The 20,034-nt window shown below is 73.7% G+C and carries 12 protein-coding genes (1 of these 12 cut by a window edge); 5 read left to right on the top strand and 7 right to left on the bottom strand.

Going from position 1 to position 20,034, the window contains the following annotated elements:
* Positions 1 to 59: 59 nt before the first annotated feature.
* The 6 genes from ACIP4P_RS42065 to ACIP4P_RS42040 all read right to left on the bottom strand — a co-directional run bounded on the left by ACIP4P_RS42065 (position 60) and on the right by ACIP4P_RS42040 (position 5,320).
* Positions 60 to 1,007, bottom strand: a complete 948-nt coding sequence (locus tag ACIP4P_RS42065; protein ID WP_400928816.1) for an amidohydrolase family protein — start codon at positions 1,005 to 1,007, stop codon at positions 60 to 62.
* A complete protein-coding gene (locus ACIP4P_RS42060; protein ID WP_350515952.1) occupies positions 1,004 to 1,315 on the bottom strand; it encodes an L-rhamnose mutarotase in 312 nt (103 codons plus the stop codon). Before ACIP4P_RS42060 ends, ACIP4P_RS42065 begins: the two co-directional genes overlap by 4 nt.
* Positions 1,306 to 2,304: an aldo/keto reductase gene (locus ACIP4P_RS42055; RefSeq protein ID WP_400928812.1), complete on the bottom strand. Its 999-nt coding sequence runs from the start codon at positions 2,302 to 2,304 to the stop codon at positions 1,306 to 1,308. The genes ACIP4P_RS42060 and ACIP4P_RS42055 overlap by 10 nt, the downstream gene beginning before the upstream one ends.
* The gene (locus ACIP4P_RS42050) at positions 2,301 to 3,065 is read right to left on the bottom strand and encodes an SDR family NAD(P)-dependent oxidoreductase (RefSeq protein WP_400928809.1); all 765 of its coding nucleotides are present in this window, start codon (positions 3,063 to 3,065) and stop codon (positions 2,301 to 2,303) included. The genes ACIP4P_RS42055 and ACIP4P_RS42050 overlap by 4 nt, the downstream gene beginning before the upstream one ends.
* The gene (locus ACIP4P_RS42045) at positions 3,062 to 4,393 is read right to left on the bottom strand and encodes an enolase C-terminal domain-like protein (protein WP_400928806.1); all 1,332 of its coding nucleotides are present in this window, start codon (positions 4,391 to 4,393) and stop codon (positions 3,062 to 3,064) included. Before ACIP4P_RS42045 ends, ACIP4P_RS42050 begins: the two co-directional genes overlap by 4 nt.
* Before the next feature lie 75 nt (positions 4,394 to 4,468).
* Positions 4,469 to 5,320, bottom strand: a complete 852-nt coding sequence (locus tag ACIP4P_RS42040) for a fumarylacetoacetate hydrolase family protein (protein WP_400928803.1) — start codon at positions 5,318 to 5,320, stop codon at positions 4,469 to 4,471.
* Positions 5,321 to 5,654: 334 nt separating this feature from the next.
* On the opposite strand from ACIP4P_RS42040, the gene ACIP4P_RS42035 reads away from it, so the two are divergent.
* From ACIP4P_RS42035 to ACIP4P_RS42015, 5 genes are read left to right on the top strand one after another with little or no spacing between them, the layout of a single operon-like run.
* Positions 5,655 to 6,701, top strand: a complete 1,047-nt coding sequence (locus ACIP4P_RS42035) for a sugar ABC transporter substrate-binding protein (RefSeq protein WP_400928800.1) — start codon at positions 5,655 to 5,657, stop codon at positions 6,699 to 6,701.
* A 34-nt stretch (positions 6,702 to 6,735) separates the two neighbouring features.
* Positions 6,736 to 8,298 (top strand): sugar ABC transporter ATP-binding protein, encoded by a 1,563-nt coding sequence (locus ACIP4P_RS42030; protein ID WP_400928797.1) that lies wholly within the window; start codon positions 6,736 to 6,738, stop codon positions 8,296 to 8,298.
* Positions 8,285 to 9,307 (top strand): ABC transporter permease, encoded by a 1,023-nt coding sequence (locus ACIP4P_RS42025; RefSeq protein WP_400928794.1) that lies wholly within the window; start codon positions 8,285 to 8,287, stop codon positions 9,305 to 9,307. The genes ACIP4P_RS42030 and ACIP4P_RS42025 overlap by 14 nt, the downstream gene beginning before the upstream one ends.
* A 50-nt stretch (positions 9,308 to 9,357) precedes the next feature.
* Positions 9,358 to 12,354 (top strand): hypothetical protein, encoded by a 2,997-nt coding sequence (locus ACIP4P_RS42020; RefSeq protein ID WP_400928791.1) that lies wholly within the window; start codon positions 9,358 to 9,360, stop codon positions 12,352 to 12,354.
* A gap of 53 nt (positions 12,355 to 12,407) precedes the next feature.
* On the top strand, positions 12,408 to 13,115 hold the full coding sequence (locus ACIP4P_RS42015) for a FadR/GntR family transcriptional regulator (RefSeq protein ID WP_400928788.1): 708 nt from the start codon (positions 12,408 to 12,410) through the stop codon (positions 13,113 to 13,115).
* A 135-nt stretch (positions 13,116 to 13,250) separates the two neighbouring features.
* Here ACIP4P_RS42015 and ACIP4P_RS42010 read toward each other — a convergent pair whose 3' ends face one another.
* On the bottom strand, positions 13,251 to 20,034 hold the 3' portion of the coding sequence (locus tag ACIP4P_RS42010) for an amino acid adenylation domain-containing protein (RefSeq protein WP_400928785.1). It continues 6,593 nt past the right edge of the window; only the last 6,784 of its 13,377 coding nucleotides appear in the window; its start codon lies beyond the right edge, outside the window — the gene reads right to left on this strand; it ends in the stop codon at positions 13,251 to 13,253.

The raw sequence follows: 20,034 nt of genomic DNA, 5'->3' as shown, positions 1-20,034 counted from the left end.
ATCGGATGAAAACCGGAACGACACAGCTATACATCCGATCAATGAGAAAGGAAAGGTTCCTAACAGCTCGGATTTTCCCGGGAGTTGCGGTACTCGGCGGTGCCATCCGGGGGTGATACATCGGAGGACTCGGGGGAGGGCTCGGGGCGCGCGGCCTCGCACCGCAGGCCGTACGTGCGGACCGCCGTGCCGCCGAAGACCTCGGCCCGCTCGTGCGTGTCCAGGGCGGAGGTCAGCTCCCGGGCGGCCGCCAGCACCCGGCCGTAGGGCGCGGCCAGCAGGCACACCGGCCAGTCCGAGCCGAACATCAGCCGGTCCGGCCCGAAGGCCTCCAGGGCGAGGTCGGCGTAGGGGCGGAGGTCCGGGATCGTCCAGTGGGCCCAGTCCGCCTCGGTGACCAGGCCGGAGAGCTTGGCCACCGTGTTCGGCAGCGCCGCGAACCGGCGGAGTCGGCGGGCCCACGGCTCCAACTCGCCGGAGGCGACCGGCGGTTTGCCCAGGTGGTCGAGGACGAGGGTGAGGTGCGGTACCGCCCGGGCGGCGGCGGTCGCGGCCGCCAGCTGGTGCGGCAGCACCACCAGGTCGTACGCCAGCCCGGCGTCCGCCACCGCGGCGAGGCCGCGCAGGACGTCGGGGCGTACCAGCCAGTCCGGATCCGGCTCGCCCTGCACCTGGTGGCGGATGCCCACCAGTCGCTCTCCGCCCGGGAGTTCGCGCAGAGCGGCGAGCCGGTCGGCGACCTCCGGCGCGGTGAGGTCGGTCCAGCCCACCACCCCCGCCACCAGCCCGTCGCCCGCCGCGAGGGCCAGGAACTCCGGGGTCTCCGCGGCCACCGTCACGGTCTGCACCAGCACGCTCGCCCGCACCCCGGCGGCCGCCGCCTCGGGGCGCAGGTCGGCGAGTGAGAAGTCCCGTCGCAGCGGGGCCAGTTGCTCCCCGGTGAGCCAGTCCTGGTCGCGGACCGAGAGGTCCCAGAGGTGGTGGTGGGCGTCGACGATCGGCGTCAAAGCTCCCACACCACCGGGAGGCCGGCGGCGGCGCCCTCGGCCGAGTAGTCGTGCACCACGTCCAGCAGCTCGGCCATCCGGGCCTGCCAGGCGACGTTGACCGGCAGCCGCTCCAACTCGGCGAGCAGCCGGGCGTAGTCGGCGCAGTCGAGCAGGTGGAAGAGGTCGGTGCCGCTGCGCCAGATGGTCCAGGAGGTGACGCCGGCCGCGCGGATGGCGGCGGTCAGCTCCTCGGGGACGGCTCGGTGCGCCTGCTCGTACGCGGTGACGCGGTCGGCGCGTACGCGGGTGTGGAGGGCTACTCGCACGGGGGCTTCTCCCATGGGGACGTCGAAGGCGTGGGCACGTGGCGGGGCAGCAGGCCCTCGGCGCGCAGCTCCTCCCACAAGGCCTCGGGGACGGGGGTGCCCAGCAGCGCGGCCGCGTCGTGGGCTTCCTCGGCCGAGCGGGCGCCGACCAGCACGCCCGCCACCGCCGGGTGGCCGAACGGGAAGTGCAGCGCGGCCGCCCGCAGCGGGACGCCGTGCCGGGCGCAGGCCGCCCTCAACCGCAGGGCCCGGTCGAGGAGTTCGGGTGGGGCCGGGGCGTAGTCGTAGGTGGCGCCGGGCCGGGGGTCGGCGAGCAGGCCGGAGTTGAACACCCCGCCGATCACCACCGCCACCCCGCGCCGGTGGGCCTCGGGCAGCAGCTCGTCGAGGCCGCGCTGGTCGAGCAGGCTGTACCGGCCGGCCAGCAGGACGGCGTCCAGGTCGGTCTCCCGGACGAACCGGGCCGGGACCGAGGTCTGGTTCATGCCGATGCCGATCGCGCCGACCACGCCCTCCGCGCGCAGCCGTTCGAGGGCCGGGTAGGCCTCGGTGAGGGCCTGGTCGGCGTGGTCGTCCGGGTCGTGGAGGTAGACCAGGTCGATCCGGTCCAGGCCGAGCCGGGTCAGGCTGTCCTCCAGGCTCCGCCGTACCCCGTCGGCGGTGAAGTCCCAGCGGCGGCGGTGGGTGGCGGGGACGGCGAAGCCGTTGGCCAGGTCGTCGCCGTCGGGGGTGTCGAGCGGTTCGAGCAGCCGGCCGACCTTGGTGGAGAGGGTGTACGCGGCGCGCGGCCGGTCGCGCAGGGCGTCGCCGAGTCGGCGTTCGCCGAGGCCCAGCCCGTAGTGCGGGGCGGTGTCGAAGTAGCGCACCCCGCTTGCCCAGGCCGCGTCCACCGTCTCGGCGGCCGCCCGGTCGGTGACGGGGGCGTAGAGGTTGCCGATCGCGGCGCCGCCGAAGCCGAGCGGGCCCACGAGTCCGCGGAGCGTGCTCACGAGGTCGCGGGGCGCAGCCGTAGGCCCGCCATGCCGCCGTCGACGGCGAGGGCGGTGCCGGTGACGGAGCCCGCGGCCGGTGAGGCGAGGTAGCCGATGGCGGCGGCCACCTCCTCGGCGGTGACCAGCCGGCCGTGCGGCTGGCGGGCGTTCAGGGCGGCCCGCTCGGCGGCCGGGTCCTCGGCGGCGGACAGCAGCCGGCCGACCCAGGGGGTGTCCACCGTACCGGGGTTGACGCAGTTGACCCGGATGCCCTCGCGGACGTGGTCGGCGGCCATGGCCAGGGTGAGCGAGAGCACCGCGCCCTTGCTGGCCGAGTAGAGCGCGCGCTGCGGCAGGCCGGCGGTGGCGGCGATGGAGCAGGTGTTGACGACGGCGGCGTGCGCGGAGCGGCGCAGGTGCGGCAGCGCGGCCCGGGTGGTGCGGACGATCCCGAGCACGTTCACGTCCAGCACCCGGTGCCACTCCTCGTCCGGATTGTCGGCGACGGTGCCGGCCACGCCGATGCCCGCGTTGTTGACCAGCACGTCGATGCCGCCGAGCCGTTCGGCCGCCTCGGCGACGGCGGCCCGCACCGAGGCGTCGTCGGCCACGTCGGCGCGCAGCCCGTGCAGCGGCTTCTCGGCGCCGGTCGGGTCCAGGTCGAGCACCGCGACCTCGGCGCCGCGGGCCGCCAGCAGCCGGGCGGTGGCCAGGCCGATGCCGGAGGCGCCGCCGGTCACCACCGCGCGCAGTCCGGTGAACTCGTCCGTACCGTTCATGCGGGGATCTCCTCGGTCCGGGCCAGGTCGGCGGCCCAGAAGCCGCCGTCGGGGTAGGTGTAGCGGCTGATCGAGTCGGGCAGCATGGCGGCCGAGAAGCCGGGCGCGCGGGGGGCGCGGTAGCGTCCGCGGTCGATCACGACGGGGTCGAGGAAGTGCTCGTGCAGGTGGTCGACGTACTCGATGACCCGGTCCTCGGTGCTGCCGGACAGCGCGACGAAGTCGAACATCGCCAGGTGCTGCACCAGTTCGCACAGCCCGACGCCGCCGGCGTGCGGGCAGACCGGGACGCCGTAGCGGGCGGCCAGCAGCAGGATCGCCAGGTTCTCGTTCACCCCGCCGACCCGCGCCGCGTCCAGCTGGAGGATGTCGATCGCCCCGGCCTGGAGCAGCTGCTTGACCACGATCCGGTTCTGCGCGTGCTCCCCGGTGGCGACCTTGACGGGGGCGACGGCCGCGCGGATCGCGGCGTGGCCGAGGATGTCGTCCGGGCTGGTCGGCTCCTCGATCCAGTACGGGTCGAACTCGGCCAGGGCCCTGGTCCAGTCGATCGCCTCGGCGACGTTCCAGCGCTGGTTGGCGTCGACGGCGAGCCGGATGCCGGGGCCGATCGCGGCCCGGGCCGCCCGGCAGCGGCGGATGTCGTCGGCGAGGTCGGCGCCGACCTTGAGCTTGATCTGGGTGAAGCCGTCGGCGAGGGCCTGGCGGGCGAGCCGGCCGAGCTTCTCGTCGGAGTAGCCGAGCCAGCCGGGCGAGGTGGTGTAGCCGGGGTAGCCGTGGTTCAGCAGCTCCGCGGTGCGTTCGGCCCGCCCGGGGGCGCCCCGGCGCAGCAGGTCGAGGGCGTCGGCGGGGGTGAGGGCGTCGGCGATGTAGCGGAAGTCGACCTGGGAGACCAGCCATTCGGGCGTGGCGTCGGCCAGCAGCCGCCAGAGCGGCTTGCCGGCGCGTTTGGCGGCGAGGTCCCAGACGGCGTTGACCACGGCGCCGACGGCCATGTGCATCACGCCCTTCTCCGGGCCGAGCCAGCGGAACTGGCTGTCGCCGGTGAGCGCCCGGTTGAGCGAGGCCGGGTCGGCGCACACCTCCTCGACCGGGCGGCCGAGGACGTACGGCCGCAGCGCGTTGATCGCGGCCACCTGGACGTCGTTGCCGCGCCCGATGGTGAAGCAGAACCCGTGGCCCTCCAGGCCGTCCCCGGCGTCGGTGCGCAGCACCAGGTAGGCGGCGGAGTAGTCCGGGTCGGGGTTCATGGCGTCGGAGCCGGCGAGCTCGCGGGAGGTGGGGAAGCGGATGTCGTACGTGTCGACGGCGGTGATCCGCGCGGTCACGTGGGCTCCTGTCTCGGGAGGAGGTCCTGTCTCGGGCGGTCCCGTTGTCCTAAGCCGGGCTCTCAGGCCGGGCTCTCAGGCCGGGGTGAAGGTCTGGCGCTGGGTGCCGAGGCCGTCGATGGTCAGCTCGACGCTCTGCCCGGGCCGCAGGTACGGCTGGTCCGGCCGGCCGAGGGCGACGCCGGCCGGGGTACCGGTGTTGATCACGTCGCCGGGTTCCAGGACGAGGTGCCGGCTCAGGAAGTGGACCAGGTGGGCCACGTCGAAGATCATGTTCTTGGTGCTGCCGTGCTGGCGCGGCACGCCGTCGACGGAGAGTCGCAGCTCCAGGTCCTGGGGGTCGGTGATCTCGTCGGCGGTCACCAGCCAGGGGCCGAGCGGGTTGAAGGTCTCGCAGGACTTGCCGAGGTCCCACTGGCCGGAGTACTCCAGCTGGAACTCGCGCTCGGAGACGTCGTTGCTGATCGCGTAGCCGGCGATCGCCTCCCGGGCCTCCTCGGGCGATTCGAGGTAGCGGGCGCGGCGGCCGATCACCACGGCGAGTTCGACCTCCCAGTCGGTCTTGACGGAGCCGCGGGGGATGAGCACCTTGTCGTACGGGCCGACGACGGTGCCCGGGTCCTTGAGGAACACCACCGGCCGGGTGGGGATCGCGGCACCGGTCTCCTCCGCGTGGTCGCGGTAGTTGAGCCCGATGCAGACGACCTTGCCCGGGCGGGCGACCGGGGCGCCGACCCGCAGTCCGCCCGCGGTCGTCTCCGGCAGCCGGTCGGCGGCGAGCGCCTCGTGCAGTCGGGCCAGGCCGTCGTGGGCGAGGAAGTAGCCGTCGTAGTCCGGGGTGACGGCGGAGGCGTCGAGCAGTCGGCCGTCCGGAGCCTGGATCACCGGGCGCTCGGCCCCGACCGGGCCCAGGCGCATCAACTTCATCAGAGCGACTCCCATACATCCGATGACTTGCTGCCGTGGTGCTGGACTCTACGAGCCCTCGGATCCGACGGCAAGGGATTCATCCGAGGTCTCTCCGAGACATCGTCAGGAAGCTTGCCGAAATGCCGCTGTCCGGACCCTTGCGGGTGTCCGGCCCAGGGTCTAGCGTCCACCGGGCCGGGATTCACCCGATGAATCACCGGGAACTCCGCCTCCCTCCCCTGTGCGCACCGCCGGGTGCCCTCGCCGGTCGCGTCCGTCGGCCCCACCCGCGCCGAGACCTCGGACGTCCCGTCCGAGCCGAGACCTCGGATGTCCCGAAGGAGTGCAGACCATGCAGACCCCCCTCTCCCGGACCGCCGCCGCCGTCGGCGCCGCCGTCCTGCTGGCCGGCCTCGCCACCGCCTGCAACCGGGGCAGCGACACCGGCGCCGCGGGCGGCGGCAAGCCCGCGATCGGCATCGACCTGCCCCGCTCGGACTCCGACTTCTGGAACTCCTACGCCCAGTACCTGAAGACGGACATCAGTGCCGACGGGGCGAACACCCTGCCGATCAGCAGCTCGCAGAACGACGTCACCAAACTCGCCGCCAACGTGCAGGCCTTCGAGAACACCGGTGCCAAGGCCGTGGTGATGGCCCCCCAGGACACCGGCGCCATCGCCGCCACCCTGGACCAACTGAAGGCGAAGAAGATCCCGGTGATCAGCGTCGACACCCGGCCCGACAAGGGCGACGTCTACATGGTGGTGCGTGCCGACAACCGCGCCTACGGCACCCAGGCCTGCACGTTCCTCGGTGAGCAGCTCCAGGGGAAGGGCAAGGTCGCCGAGTTCGAGGGCGACCTGACCTCGATCAACGGCCGGGACCGCTCGGAGGCCTTCGCCGACTGCATGAAGCAGAAGTACCCCGGCATCCAGGTCTTCGCGCTGCCCACCGACTGGAAGGGCGACGTCGCCTCCGCCAAGCTCCAGGCCACGCTCGCCCAGAACCCCGACCTCAACGGCCTCTACCTCCAGGCCGGTGGCGTCTTCCTGCAGCCCACCCTCGCGCTGCTGGACCAGAAGGGCCTGCTCAAGCCGGCCGGGCAGCCCGGCCACATCACCGTCGTCTCCAACGACGGCATCCCGCAGGAGTTCGACGCGATCCGGCAGGGCAAGATCGACGCCACCGTCTCCCAGCCCGCCGACCTCTACGCCAAGTACGCGCTGTCCTACGCCGAGGCCGCCACCCAGGGCCGGACCTTCAACCCCGGCCCCACCGACCACGGTTCGACCATCATCAAGCTCCCGAACGGCCTGGAGGACCAGCTGCCGGCGCCGCTGGTGACCAAGGCCAACGTGGACGACAAGAGTCTCTGGGGCAACAACGTCTCGCACTGAGCCACCCGCGCCGAATCGTGGAAGGTCGCGCAGCATGGACACCACCGTCCCGGTCGTCGAGGCCACGGGCATCACCAAGCGGTTCGGCGCCACCGTCGCCCTGCGCGACGCCCGGATCGCCGTCGCCCCCGGGGAGTCGCACGCCCTGGTCGGCCGCAACGGCGCCGGCAAGTCCACTCTGGTGTCGATCCTGACCGGCCTGCACCGGCCGGACGCCGGCACCCTGCGGTTCTCCGGCGCACCCGCGCCCGGCCACGGCGACACCGCCGCCTGGCGGTCCCGGGTCGCCTGCGTCTACCAGCGCTCCACCGTCATCGACGAACTGACCGTCACCGAGAACCTCTTCCTCAACCGGCAGAGCGGCGGCGGCCTGCGCCCGATCCACTGGCGCCGGCTGCGCCTCCGCGCCGCCGACCTGCTCGCCGAGTACGGCGTGGACGTCGACCCGGACGCCCGGGCCGGCGAACTCACCGTCGAGCAGAGGCAGTTCGTCGAGATCGCCCGGGCGCTGTCCTTCGGCGCCCGCTTCATCGTGCTCGACGAACCGACCGCCAAGCTGGACGCCCGCGGCATCGACCGGCTCTTCGCCAAGCTGCGCGAGCTCCAACAGCAGGGCGTGGCCTTCCTGTTCATCTCCCACCACCTCAAGGAGGTGTACGAGCTGTGCGACAGCGTCACCGTCTACCGCGACGCCCGGCACGTCCTCACCGCGCCGGTGGCCGGGCTGGACCAGGCCGCCCTGGTGGAGGCGATGACCGGGGACAGCGCCCCGGTGACGGCCGCGGCACGACCGCGCCCGACGGTGCCCGACGGTCCCGCCCTCCTGGAGGTCGACGGCCTCGCCCTGGCGGACGCCTACCGGGAGGTGTCGCTCACCCTCCGGCCCGGCGAACTGGTCGGCCTCGCGGGCGCCACCGCGAGCGGCGCCGTCCGCCTCGGCGAGACCCTCGCCGGCCTGCACCGGCCCACCGCCGGGCGGATCGCCGTGGCCGGCCGGGCCGTCCGCCCGGGGGACGTCCCCGCGGCGCTCGCGGCCGGACTCGCCCTCGTCCCGGAGGACCGCCACCTCCAGGGCCTGGTCGGCGGCCGCAGCGTGGCCGAGAACGCCACCCTGACCGTCACCGACCAGCTCGGCCCGTACGGCACCGTACTGCCCGCCCGGACCGCCGCCTTCGCCGACCGGATGATCGCCGACCTCGACATCAAGACCCCCGGCCCGCGCACCCCCGTCGCCGAGCTCTCCGGCGGCAACCAGCAGAAGGTGGTGATCGCCCGGGCGCTCGCCACCGACCCACGGGTACTGGTGGCGATCCGGCCGACCAACGGGGTGGACGTCCGCTCCAAGGACTTCCTGCTCGGCCGGATCCGCCGGGTCGCCGACGACGGCCGGGCCGCCCTGATCGTCTCCGACGAACTGGACGACCTGCGCCGCTGCGACCGGGTGCTGGCGATGTTCCACGGCCGGATCGTCGCCGAGTTCGGCCCGGACCGGCGGGACGAGCAGCTGGTCGCCGCCATGGAGGGCATGGCCGGGAGGCACCCCGCCGACACCGGGCCGACGCACACCACCGGAGAGGACAGCCATGTCTCCCACTGACACCGCCGCGCCCGCCCCGGCCCGGCTCGACGCCCGGCCCCGGCTCGACCTGCGCCGCTACCGCGACCTCTCGCTCCTCCCGGTGCTGCTGGTGCTCGGCGTGATCGGCTTCATCGCCTCCCCGGCCTTCCTGACCGCCGACAACCTGATCGGCGTCGCCCAGCAGTCCACCGAACTGAGCCTGCTGGTGCTCGCCGAGGCGCTCGTCCTGATCGCCGGGCGGATGGACCTCTCGCTGGAGTCCACCATCGGCGTCGCCCCCGTCGTCGCCGTCTGGCTGGTGCTGCCCACCCACGGCACCCGCTTCAACGGCCTCGGCCTGCTGCCCGGATGGACGGCGATCCCGCTCTGCCTCCTGGTCGGCGCGCTGATCGGCGCCGTCAACGGCTTCCTGATCCTCAAGCTGCGCCTCAACGGCTTCATCGTCACCCTCGGCGCCCTCACCACCCTGCGCGGCCTCCAAGTCGCCCTCTCCCAGGGGCAGTCCATCGTCGACCTGCCGCCCTCCTTCACCTACCTCGGCCGGGCCGCCTGGCTCGGCGTCCCGGCCGCCGTGTGGATCTGCGCCCTGCTGTTCGCCGTCGGCGGCTGCGCCCTCGCCTGGCTGCGGCACGGGCGCGCGCTGTACGCCATCGGCGGCAACAGCGAGGCCGCCCGCACGGCCGGCATCCGGGTGGACCGGATCACCTGGATCGTGCTGGCCGTCGGCGGCCTGCTCGCCGCCTTCGCCGGGATCCTCTACACCGGCCACTACGGCTCGATCTCCGCCTCCCAGGGCAGCGGCTGGATCTTCCAGGTCTTCGCCGCCACCGTCATCGGCGGCGTCAGCCTGAACGGCGGCCGGGGCACCCTGTTCGGCGCCCTCACCGGTGTGCTGACCCTGCAACTCGTCGTCAACGTGATGACCCTGGCCGGGGTCCCCCCGCTGTGGAACCAGTTCCTGAACGGCCTGATCATCATCGTCGCCCTGATCATCTCCCGCTTCACCTCGGGCGAGAAGCAGGACTGACCCGGGCCCACCGGCCCGCCGGCCCGCCCGGACCCGACAGGAGCCCGTCCATGCCCGCACTCCGCCGCGCCCTCGCCGCGCTCGGCACGGTCCTGCTCACCGCCGCCCTCGGCACCGCCCCCGCCTCCGCCGCCGCCCGCGTCACCCACCTCTACGTCGCCCCGAACGGCACCGGCGACGACTGCACCCGCGACGAGCCCTGCGGCCTCGACACCGCCCGCGACCGGGCCGCCCGGCACGCCGCCCGGGCCACCGGCGACACCGTCGTCCTGCTGCGCGGCGGCACCTACCGGCGGGACACCCCGTTGCGCCTCGGCCCCGCCGACTCCGGGCAGCACGGCCACCGGATCGTCTACGCCGCCCACCCCGGCGAGCGACCGGTGCTCAGCGGCGCCCGCCAGGTCACCGGCTTCACCCCGTACGACACCACCCGGGGCATCTACCGGGCCGCCGTGCCCGTCGGCACCCGCAGCCGCCAGCTCTTCGTCGACGGCGAGCGCGCCGAGCGGGCCCGCGGCCCGCTGAACCCCGCCGGCTTCACCCCGAGCGGCTCCGCCTTCGTCACGAGCGACCCGGCGTACGCGGCGTTCACCCACCAGTCCGACGTGGAGGTGGTCGACAACGCCTGGTGGAAGCACATGCGCTGCCCGCTGGCGAGCATCACCCCGGCCACCGGCGGGGGTTCCAGCCTCAACCTCGACCCCGCCTGCTTCCGCACCGACAACACGGCGGTGCCGAACCCCGGGTTCCCGTTCAACGGCGCCGGACTGCCCGCGCTCGCCGGCGTCAGCTGGGTCGAGAACGCCTACCAACTCCTCACCCAGCCCGGTCAGTTCTACCTGGACAGTACGGCGGGCCAGCTCTACTACCTGCCCCGCCCCGGCCAGGACCTCGCCACCGCCGACGTCGAACTGCCCGTCCATGAGGAGCTGCTGGACCTCTCCGGCACCCCCGGCCACCTCGCCCCGGTGAACGACACCGACCCGGGCGCCACGTACACCGGCGGCTGGGGCACCAGCACCGGCCGCCCGTACGGCGACCTCGGCGACGACGTCCACTACACCACCACCGACGGCGACTCGGTGAGCTACGCCTTCACCGGCACCGGCCTGGACGTGCTCGGCGAGGTCAACAGCGACGAGGGCGGCATCGACGTCTACGTCGACGGGGTGAAGCGGCAGAGCGTCTCCGCCTCCGGCCCGGACCGGCTGGCCCAACAGGTGATCGCCTCGGTCGGCGGACTGCCGAAGGGCCCGCACACCGTCCGACTCGTCAAGACCGGTGGCAGTTACCTGGTGGTCGACGGCTTCACCGTCGTCCCGGACGCGGTCGCACCCGTGCACGATGTCGCCTTCCAGGGGCTGACCTTCGCCTACACCACCTGGCAACTCCCCAGCACCGCAGGGTACCTGGACAACCAGGCCGGCGTGCTCTGGGACCCGTCCACCCACGCGCCCACCCGCATCCCGGCCGCCGTCCAGGTGCACCGCGGCCGCGGCATCACCTTCACCGGCGTCGAGATCGCCCACACCGGCGGCACCGGCCTCGACCTCGCCGACGGCACCCAGGACTCCGCCGTCACCGCCGGCTGGATCCACGACACCTCCGGCGGCGGCGTCTCGGTCGGCGAGGTGGACGACTACTCCCTCACCGACCCGGCCAGGATGACCAGCGGCGACACCGTCGCGGACAGCACGATCGACCACGTCGGCCAGGACTACAGCGACGCGGTGGGCGTCTGGGCGGGCCTCACCCGAGATCTGACGATCCGCCACAACGACATCGGCCACACCCCGTACTCCGGCATCTCGCTCGGCTGGGGCTGGGGCTACGCCTCCGACTGCACCCTCCAGGCCCGCCAGGGCCTCGGCACCCCCTGCCGGCACGGCACCACCTACGCCGGGGGCAACCGGATCCTGGGCAACCACGTTCACGACGTGATGGGCGTGCTCTCCGACGGCGGCCCGATCTACACCAACGGCGGCCAGGGCGGCGGCACCGGCACGATGACCTCCGAGTTCGCCGGCAACCTGGTCGAGGGCGGTAACCACACCAACAACATGCTCTACCAGGACGAGGGCAGCTCGTACTGGAACACCCACGACAACGTCACCCGCTACGGCGGCCAGAACTGGCTCGGCATGTGGACCCCGACCATCCACGACATCACCGTCCACGACAACTGGACGGACAACCCGGTGTACAACGACAACGGCACCGCCGTCACCTTCACTCAGGCCACCGTCGTCACCGGCGGCGCCTGGCCCGCGGCCGCCCGGGCCGTCATCGCGGCCGCCGGCCCCGACCCGCGCCACCGGCCCCTCACCGGGCTGGTCAACGACGACGACCAGGCCGTCACCTACACCGGCGCCTGGGCGCAGTACGGCTTCCGCGGCAACGGCGACTACGACGACGACGTCCACTACACCACCACGAACGGCGACGCGGTGAGCTACACCTTCACCGGCACCGGCGTCGCGGTGCTCGGCGAGAAGTACGCCGACCAGGGGCAGGACGAGATCCTCCTCGACGGCGTCTCGCAGGGCCTGGTCGACACCTCCTCGCCCGTCCGCCTCACCCGGCAGGTGGTGTACCGCGCCGCCGGCCTGCCGCTCGGGCCGCACACCCTGCAACTCGTCAAGCGCAGCGGCACGTACACCACCGTCGACGGCTTCGAGACCGCCTCGACCTACGACGACACCGCGCCTGCGCTCTCCTACACCGGCGACTCCTGGGCCACCTACGGCGCCCGCGGCCTCGGCGACTACGGGGACGGCGTGCACGCGGCCACCGCCGACGGGGACTCCGTCTCGCTCGCCTTCACCGGCACCGGGATCGCCTTCGTCACCGAGACCGCGCCCGACGAGGGCCGGATCGCGGTCACCCTGGACGGCCGCGCCCAGGGCCGGGTCGACGCCCGCTCGGCCGTCCGGAAGCCGCAGCAGACCGTGTACCGGGTCGACGGCCTCGCCCCCGGGCGGCACACCCTCACCTTGACCAAGGCGGGCGGAACGTACCTGGTGGTCGACCGCTTCGACGTGCAGTAGTCGGCCAGCTAGCTTGTACCCCGTACGACCCACCACGGAATCGAGGCACTGCGATGGCGGTCACCGACGACGCGATCGAGAAGATCAAGGCGATGATCGTCTCCGGCGAGCTCCCCGAGGGCTCCCGGCTGCCGAAGGAGGAGGCCCTGGCCGAACAGCTGGGGCTCTCCCGCAACTCGCTGCGCGAGGCCGTGCGGGCGCTGGTCGCGATGCGGATACTGGTCACCCGGCAGGGCGACGGCACCTACGTCTCCAGCCTGGAACCCCATCTGCTGCTGGACGGCCTGACCTTCGCCGCCGACGTCTCCCACGGCACCTCGGCGGCCCAACTCCTCCAGGTGCGGCGGCTGTTGGAGCCCCAGGCGACCGCCCTGGCGGCGGCCCGGATCACCGACGAGGACCTCGCGGTGCTACGCGGCGTCCTGGACCGGTGCGCGGACGCCGCGACCGCCGAGGAGTTCATCGAGCACGACATGGCCTTCCACCGGCACATCGTCGCGGTGGTCGGCAACCCGGTGCTGTCCACCCTGCTGGAGATCGTCTCCACCCGCACCCAGCGGGTCCGGCTGATCCGCGGCATCGACACCGCCGCCGCCTTCGTCTCCTCCCACCGCGAGCACGAGGCCATCCTGGCCGCCCTCGCCGCCCGCGACGCCCCGCTCGCGGCGGCCACCGCGATGGCCCACGTCGCCGCCGTCGAACAGTGGGCCGCCGACGGCCGGCTCCCGCGCACCACGACGCCCAGGCACCTGACCGCTTGAGGCCTCCTGTCAGGGCACGCGGGCGGGCCCACCCGTGCGGAGCGACCGGTGGTACGGCGAAGTGCCCTGCCGGACCTGGGTGATGGGGCTCCGGGGCTCCATCGACCCGGTCCGGCAGGGCACTTCACCTGGTGGTCAGCGGTCGGACCCGGGCGCCTCCAGCCAGGCCGCGATGGCCTCCCAGGTGCCGGCGAGCATGTCGGGCCGGGACATCTGGTCGTGGGTGCAGGGCAGATGGGCCTCCGAGACCGTGCCCAGGACATGGGGGCTCCAGCGTTCCCCGGGGCGGTCGGCGGGCGGGTTGTCCACCGTCGCGGCGACCAGCAGCAGGTCGCCGTCGTAGCTGCGCGGGGTGTGCTCCAGCATCAGGCGGATGTTGTTCCGCGTGACCCGTTCGAGCATCGCGCGCTCCTCGGCGGACAGCTCGCCGACGAAGGTGACCTCCTCGCCGAGGCCGCCGTCGCCGTCGCCGCCCGCCGGACCGGCCGGGTCGGGGTCCTCCTGCTCGGCCGCGTCGCCCGCCGGGTAGGAGTCCAGCAGGACCAGGGCCGCCACCTCCTCGCCGCTGTTCCGCAGCTGGACGGCCATCTCCTGGGCGACGACCCCGCCGAAGGACCAGCCGAGCAGGTGGTACGGGCCGGAGCCCTGGACCGCGCGGATCTCGTCGAGGTAGGCGGCCGCCATCTCCTCGACCGTCCCCGGCAGGTCCTCCTCACCGTTGAAGCCGCGCGCCTGGAGCCCGTAGAGCGGGTACTCCTCGGGCAGGTACCGGGCCAGCGGCCAGTAGGACCAGCTGAGCCCCCGCCCGGGGTGCACGCAGAAGAACGGTGCGCGGCTGCCCCGGGGCCGGATCGGGAGCAGGGTGCCGAGCGCCTCCTGCCCGGGCCGGCCGAGGCGGTCGGCCAGCCCGGCCACCGTGGGCGCGTCGAACAGGGCCCGGATGCCGAGCCGGACGCCCAGGGTCGAGCGGATCCGGCCGGCCAGCTCGGTGGCCAGCAGGGAGTGGCCGCCGAGCTCGAAGAAGTTGTCGTCCAGGCCGACCCCGGGACGGCCCAGGACCTCGGCGAACAGCTCGCAGAGCAGCTTCTCGCGGGCGGTGCGCGGCGCCCGGCCGGGGGCGGTCCCGGTGTGGGCCGGGGCGGGCAGAGCGCGGCGGTCGAGCTTCCCGTTCACCGTGAGCGGGAGCGCGTCGAGCACCACGAGCGCCCCGGGGACCAGGTGTTCGGGCAGTCGGGCGGCCAGGTGGGCGCGCACCTCGGCGGGGTCGACCTCGGCGGCGTCCGCGGCCGGGACGAGGTAGCCGACGAGCTGCGGGTGGCCGGGGACGTCCTCGCGGACCAGGACGGCGGCGTGGGCGACGCCCGGGTGGCCGGCCAGCGCGGCCTCGACCTCGCCGGGCTCGATCCGGAACCCGCGCAGCTTGACCTGGTCGTCGGTGCGGCCGAGGTAGTCGAGCACGCCGTCCGCCGTCCAGCGGACCAGGTCGCCGGTCCGGTACATGCGGTCGCCGGGGGCGCCGAACGGGCAGGCGACGAAGCGCTCCGCCGTCAGGCCCGGGCGGTCGTGGTAGCCACGGGCCAGCCCGGCGCCGGCCAGGTACAGTTCGCCCGCCACGCCGACCGGCACCGGGCGCAGCCGCTCGTCCAGCACGTACGCCCGGGTGTTGGCGACCGGACGGCCCATCGGCGGCCGCACGGCCCCCGCCAGCGGGGCGCTCATCGTCGCGCAGACCGTCGACTCGGTCGGGCCGTACGCGTTGATCAGCCGGTGCCGCGCGGACCAGCGCGCCACCACGTCCGGGCTGGACGCCTCACCGCCGACCACCAGGGTCGCGCCGACGGGCAGTCCGCCCTCCGGCAGGGCCCGCAGAGCGGCGGCGGGCAGGAAGGCGTGGGTGATCCGCCGCTCGGCGGCGTGCCGGGCCAACTCGGGTCCGGGGAGCGCGGTTTCACGGTTGCCGAGGACCAGTGCCGCGCCGGTCAGCAGAGCGGCCGTCCACTCCGAGACCGCCGCGTCGAAGGACGGCGAGATGAACTGGAGCATCCGGCTGCCCGCGCCGAGGCCGAGCCGGTCCCGCTGGTCCAGGGCCAGGTTGACGACGGACGCGTGGGCGACGGTGACGCCCTTGGGGCGGCCGGTGGAGCCGGAGGTGTAGATGACGTACGCCGGGTGCTCCGGACGCAGGGGCGCCGTCCGCTCGGCGTCGGTGACGTCCGTGTGCGGCAACTGGGCCAGGGTGAAGGCCAGTTCGGGCGCGTCGACGACCAGCGTGGCCACGGCGGTGCCGGTCCGTCCGACGGCCTCGGCGCAGGCGCCGGTGGTGAGGACCACGGACGGCGTGCCGTCCGCCAGCAGGTAGCCGATCCGGTCGGCCGGGTAGGCCGGGTCGACGGGCAGGTAGGCGGCGCCGGCCTTGAGCACCGCGAGGAAGGCCACCACCAGGTCGGGCGTGCGCTCCATGGCGATCGCGACCCGCGACTCCGGCCCGACGCCGAGGCCGGTGAGGTGCCGGGCGAGCCGGTTGGCGCGGGCGTTCAGCTCGGCGTAGCTCAGCTCGCCGCCGTCGTGGACCAGGGCGACGGCCTCGGGGGTACGGGCCGCCTGGTCCTGGAAGAGGCCGGTCAGGGTGGTGGCCGGGACCTCGGCCGTGGTGGCGTTCCACTCCGTCAGGACCCGGGTGCGCTCCTCCGCGTCGAGGAGCTCGATCCGGGTGACCGGCCGGTCGGGCTCGGTGACGGCGGCGGCCAGCACCCGGGTGAACCGCTGGGCGATGCCCTCGGCGGTGGTCGCGTCGAACAGGTCGGTGGCGTACAGGAGTTCGCCGCCGATCCCGGCCGGGGTGCCGTCGGGTCCGAAGGACTCGCTCAGCGCCAGGGTGAGGTCGAACTTGGCGGCGCTCTGCCCCGAGGGCAGGGCGGCGGCCCGGAGTCCGGGGAGGTCAAGGGCCACGTCACTGGTGTTCTGGAGGACGAGCATGACCTGGAAGAGGGGGTGGCGGGCCATCGAGCGAGCAGGTGCCAGCTCCTCGACCAGGCGCTCGAAGGGGATGTCCTGGTGGGCGAAGGCGTTGAGGCCTGTTTCGCGGACGCGGGTGAGCAGTTGGGTGAAGGTCGGGTCCTCGGTGAGGTCGGTGCGCAGGACGAGGGTGTTGACGAAGAAGCCGACGAGGTCGTCGAGGGCTTCGTCGGTGCGTCCGGCGATCGGTGTGCCGATGGGGATGGACTGGCCGGCGCCGAGGCGGGAGAGCAGGACGGCGAGCGCGGCCTGCAGCACCATGAAGGTGGTCACGCCCTCTGCCCGCGCGATCCGGGCCAGGGCCCGGTGGGCCTCGGCGGGGACCGTGACGGGTGTGGTGGCGCCCCGGTGGGTGGCGACGGCGGGGCGGGGGCGGTCGTAGGGGAGCGGGAGCTCCTCGGGGGCGTCTGCCAACGCCGCTCGCCAGTAGGCGAGTTGCTCGGAGAGCGTGCTTCCGGGCTCGTCGGCGGTGCCGAGGAGCCGCTGCTGCCAGAGGGTGTAGTCGGCGTACTGGACGGGGAGTCGGCGCCACTCGGGCGTCTGGCCCTCGGTGCGGGCGGCGTAGGCGAGGGACAGGTCGCGGGCCAGCGGGTCGAGGGACCAGCCGTCGGCGGCGATGTGGTGCACGACCAGGGTGAGCACGTGCTCGGTCGCGTCGAGCGTGAACAGCCAGGCGTGCAGCGGGAGCTGAGCACCGAGGTCGAAGGCGTGGGCGGCCGCGGCGGCGACCTCCTCGGCCAGCCGGGCCTCGTCGGTGTCGACCACGGTCAGCAGGGAGGCGAGCTCCTCGCCGCCCAGGACGTGCTGGTGGGGCTGTCCGTCGACGGTCGGGAAGACCGTGCGCAGCACCTCGTGCCGGGTGACGACGTCGCGCAGGGCGGCGTCGAGGGCTTCGCGGTCCAGGTGCCCGGTGAGGCGCAGGGCGATCGGGATGTTGTAGGTGGCGCTGGGGCCCTCCAGCTCGTCGAGGAACCAGAGGCGGCGCTGGGCGAAGGAGAGCGGCAGGGCCTCAGGGCGGTCGCCGGCGGTCAGCGCGGGGCGGGTGCGCCGTCCGGCGTCGAGGCGGGCCGCCAGGGTGGCGACGGTGGGCGCCTCGAACAGGTCGCGGATCGGCAGCTCCACGCCGAGGACGGTGCGGATCCGGCTGACCAGGCGGGTGGCGAGCAGGGAGTGCCCGCCGAGCTCGAAGAAGCCGTCGTGCACGCCGATGCCGGGCCGTCCGAGGACGTCGGCGAACAGTTCGCAGAGCAGCTCCTCCCGCAGGCCGGCGGGGGCGCGGTGGGTACTCCCGGCGGTGTGGTCGGGGGCGGGCAGGGCGCGCCGGTCGAGCTTGCCGTTGGCGGTGAGCGGCAGCGCGTCGAGGACGACGAAGGCGGTCGGGACCATGTGCTCGGGGAGCTGGGTCGCCAGCCGGCTGCGCAGCTCGGCGGTGTCCAGTTCGACGGTGCCCGGCTCGCCGTCGCCGAGCAGGTAGCCGACGAGGTGCTGGTTGCCGGGGGTGTCCTCGCGGAGCAGGACGGTGGCGTGGGCGATCTGCTCGTGGCCGGTTAGGGCGGCTTCGATCTCGCCGAGTTCGATGCGCTGGCCGCGGAGCTTGACCTGGTGGTCGGTGCGGCCGAGGTAGTCGAGGGTGCCGTCGGCGTTCCAGCGGGCGAGGTCGCCGGTGCGGTACATGCGGTCACCGGGGGCGCCGTGGGGGTCGGCGATGAAGCGTTCGGCGGTGAGGGCGGACCGGTCGAGGTAGCCGCGGGCGAGCTGGACGCCGGCGAGGTAGAGCTCGCCGGGGACTCCGGCGGGCACGGGTCGCAGGTGGGCGTCGAGGACGTAGGTGCGGGTGTTCCAGATCGGTCGTCCGATGGGGACGGTGGCGCGGTCGTCGTCGTGGCAGGGCCAGGCGGTGACGTCGACGGAGGCCTCGGTGGGGCCGTAGAGGTTGTGCAGCTCGACACCGGAGAGGTGGCTGCGGAACCGGTTGCGCAGCTCGGCGGACAGTGCCTCGCCGGAGCAGAGCACGGCGCGCAGGCCGGTGCATGCCGTGGCGCCCGGCTCGGCCAGGAAGGCCTGGAGCATGGACGGCACGAAGTGGGTGACGGTGACGCCCTCGCGCTGGATGAGCTCCGCGAGGTAGCCGGGGTCGCGGTGTCCGCCGGGCCGGGCGACCACGAGGGCGGCGCCCTCGATCAGCGGCCAGAAGAACTCCCACACCGAGACGTCGAAGCCGAACGGCGTCTTCTGCAGGACGCGGTCCTCGGCGGTGAGCCGGTACGCGTCCTGCATCCAGGCTAGCCGGTTGACGATGCCCTCGTGCGGAACGGCGACGCCCTTCGGGCGGCCGGTGGAGCCGGAGGTGTAGATGACGTACGCCGGGTGCTGCGGCAGCAGCCCCTCGCAGACGAAGCCGTGCCCGGGCAGCGCGGCGACGGCCTGCGCCGTCGAGGCGTCGTCCACGACCACCGTGCGGACCGGCAGCGCCTCGGCGCCCACCGCCGTGGTGGTGAGGGCGAGTTGGGGCGCCGCGTCCTGGAGGACGTAGGCGATCCGGTCGGCCGGGTACTCGGGGTCGACGGGCAGGTAGGCGCCGCCGGCCTTCACGATCGCGTGCAGCGCCACGACCAGCTCGACGGAGCGCTCCATCAGCACGGCGACCCGGGACTCCGGGCCGACGCCGAGCTGGACCAGGTGCCGGGCCAGGCGGTTGGACCGCGCGTCCAGTTCGGCGTAGCTCAGCCGCTCGCCCTCGAAGACGAGCGCGAGGGCGTCGGGCGTGTGCGCGGCCTGGTCCCGGAGCAACCCGGGCAGGGTGGCTGGCTCGACCTTGACCTCGGTCGCGTTCCAGTCCGCGAGGAGCAGCTCGCGCTCCTCCGCGTCGAGGATCTCGATCGAGGTTACCGGGCGGTCGGGTGCCGCGAGCGCGGTGGCCAGGACCCGGGTGAAGCGCCGGGCGAGGCTCTCGGCGGTGGCGGCGTCGAACAGGTCAGTGGCGTAGGTCAGCGTCCCGCGCAGGCCGCCCGGGGTGCCGTCCTCCGGGGAGAAGGTCTCGGCGAGGGTGAGCGCGAGGTCGACCTTGGCCGGGTCCTGGCCCGGGGACAGCGCCGTCGCCCGGAGTCCGGGGAGGTCGAGCGTCGCCTCGCCGGTGTTCTGGAGGACGAGCATGACCTGGAAGAGGGGGTGGCGGGCCATCGAGCGAGCAGGTGCCAGCTCTTCGACGAGGCGCTCGAAGGGGATGTCCTGGTGGGCGAAGGCGTTGAGGCCGGTTTCGCGGACGCGGGTGAGCAGTTCGCGGAGGGTGGGGTCGCCGGTGAGGTCGGTGCGCAGGACGAGGGTGTTGACGAAGAAGCCGACGAGGTCGTCGAGGGCTTCGTCGGTGCGTCCGGCGATCGGTGTGCCGATGGGGATGGACTGGCCGCCGCCGAGGCGGGAGAGCAGGACGGCGAGGGCGGCCTGCAGCACCATGAAGGTGGTCAGGCCCTCGGCGCGGGTCAACTCGACCAGCTGCTCGTGGAGTTCGGCCGGAACGCTCAGCTCAACGGTGCCGCCGGCGTGGCTGGCGACGGCGGGGCGGGGGCGGTTGTAGGGGAGCTGGAGCTCCTCGGGGAGGTGCGCCAAGGCCTGCCGCCAGTAGGAGAGTTGCTCGGAGAGCGTGCTCTCGGCGTCGTCGGCGGTGCCGAGGAGCCGCTGCTGCCAGAGGGTGTAGTCGGCGTACTGGACGGGGAGGTGGCGCCACTCGGGCGTCTGGCCCTCGAAGCGGGCGGCGTAGGCGAGCGACAGGTCCCGGGCCAGCGGGCCCATCGACCAGCCGTCGGACGCGATGTGGTGCACCACCAGGGTGACCACGTGCTCGACCGGGCTCAGCTCGAACAGCCAGGCGTGCAGAGGTATCCGGACGCCGAGGTCGAAGGCGTGG

It is taken from the genome of Kitasatospora sp. NPDC089509, from assembly GCF_044749365.1.
Classification (GTDB): Bacteria; Actinomycetota; Actinomycetes; order Streptomycetales; family Streptomycetaceae; genus Kitasatospora.
The sequence above is the reverse complement of the archived record's forward strand: the minus strand, read 5'-3'. Positions and strand labels throughout refer to the sequence as shown.

Excerpts from the sequence above, each read along its gene's own strand:
- ACIP4P_RS42035 (WP_400928800.1), top strand. The coding sequence starts at position 5,655 with ATGCAGACCCCCCTCTCCCGGACCGCCGCCGCCGTCGGCGCCGCCGTC.
- ACIP4P_RS42030 (WP_400928797.1), top strand. The coding sequence starts at position 6,736 with ATGGACACCACCGTCCCGGTCGTCGAGGCCACGGGCATCACCAAGCGG.
- ACIP4P_RS42020 (WP_400928791.1), top strand. The coding sequence starts at position 9,358 with ATGCCCGCACTCCGCCGCGCCCTCGCCGCGCTCGGCACGGTCCTGCTC.
- ACIP4P_RS42050 (WP_400928809.1), bottom strand. The coding sequence starts at position 3,065 with ATGAACGGTACGGACGAGTTCACCGGACTGCGCGCGGTGGTGACCGGC.
- ACIP4P_RS42040 (WP_400928803.1), bottom strand. The coding sequence starts at position 5,320 with ATGAAGTTGATGCGCCTGGGCCCGGTCGGGGCCGAGCGCCCGGTGATC.
- ACIP4P_RS42025 (WP_400928794.1), top strand. The coding sequence starts at position 8,285 with ATGTCTCCCACTGACACCGCCGCGCCCGCCCCGGCCCGGCTCGACGCC.
- ACIP4P_RS42015 (WP_400928788.1), top strand. The coding sequence starts at position 12,408 with ATGGCGGTCACCGACGACGCGATCGAGAAGATCAAGGCGATGATCGTC.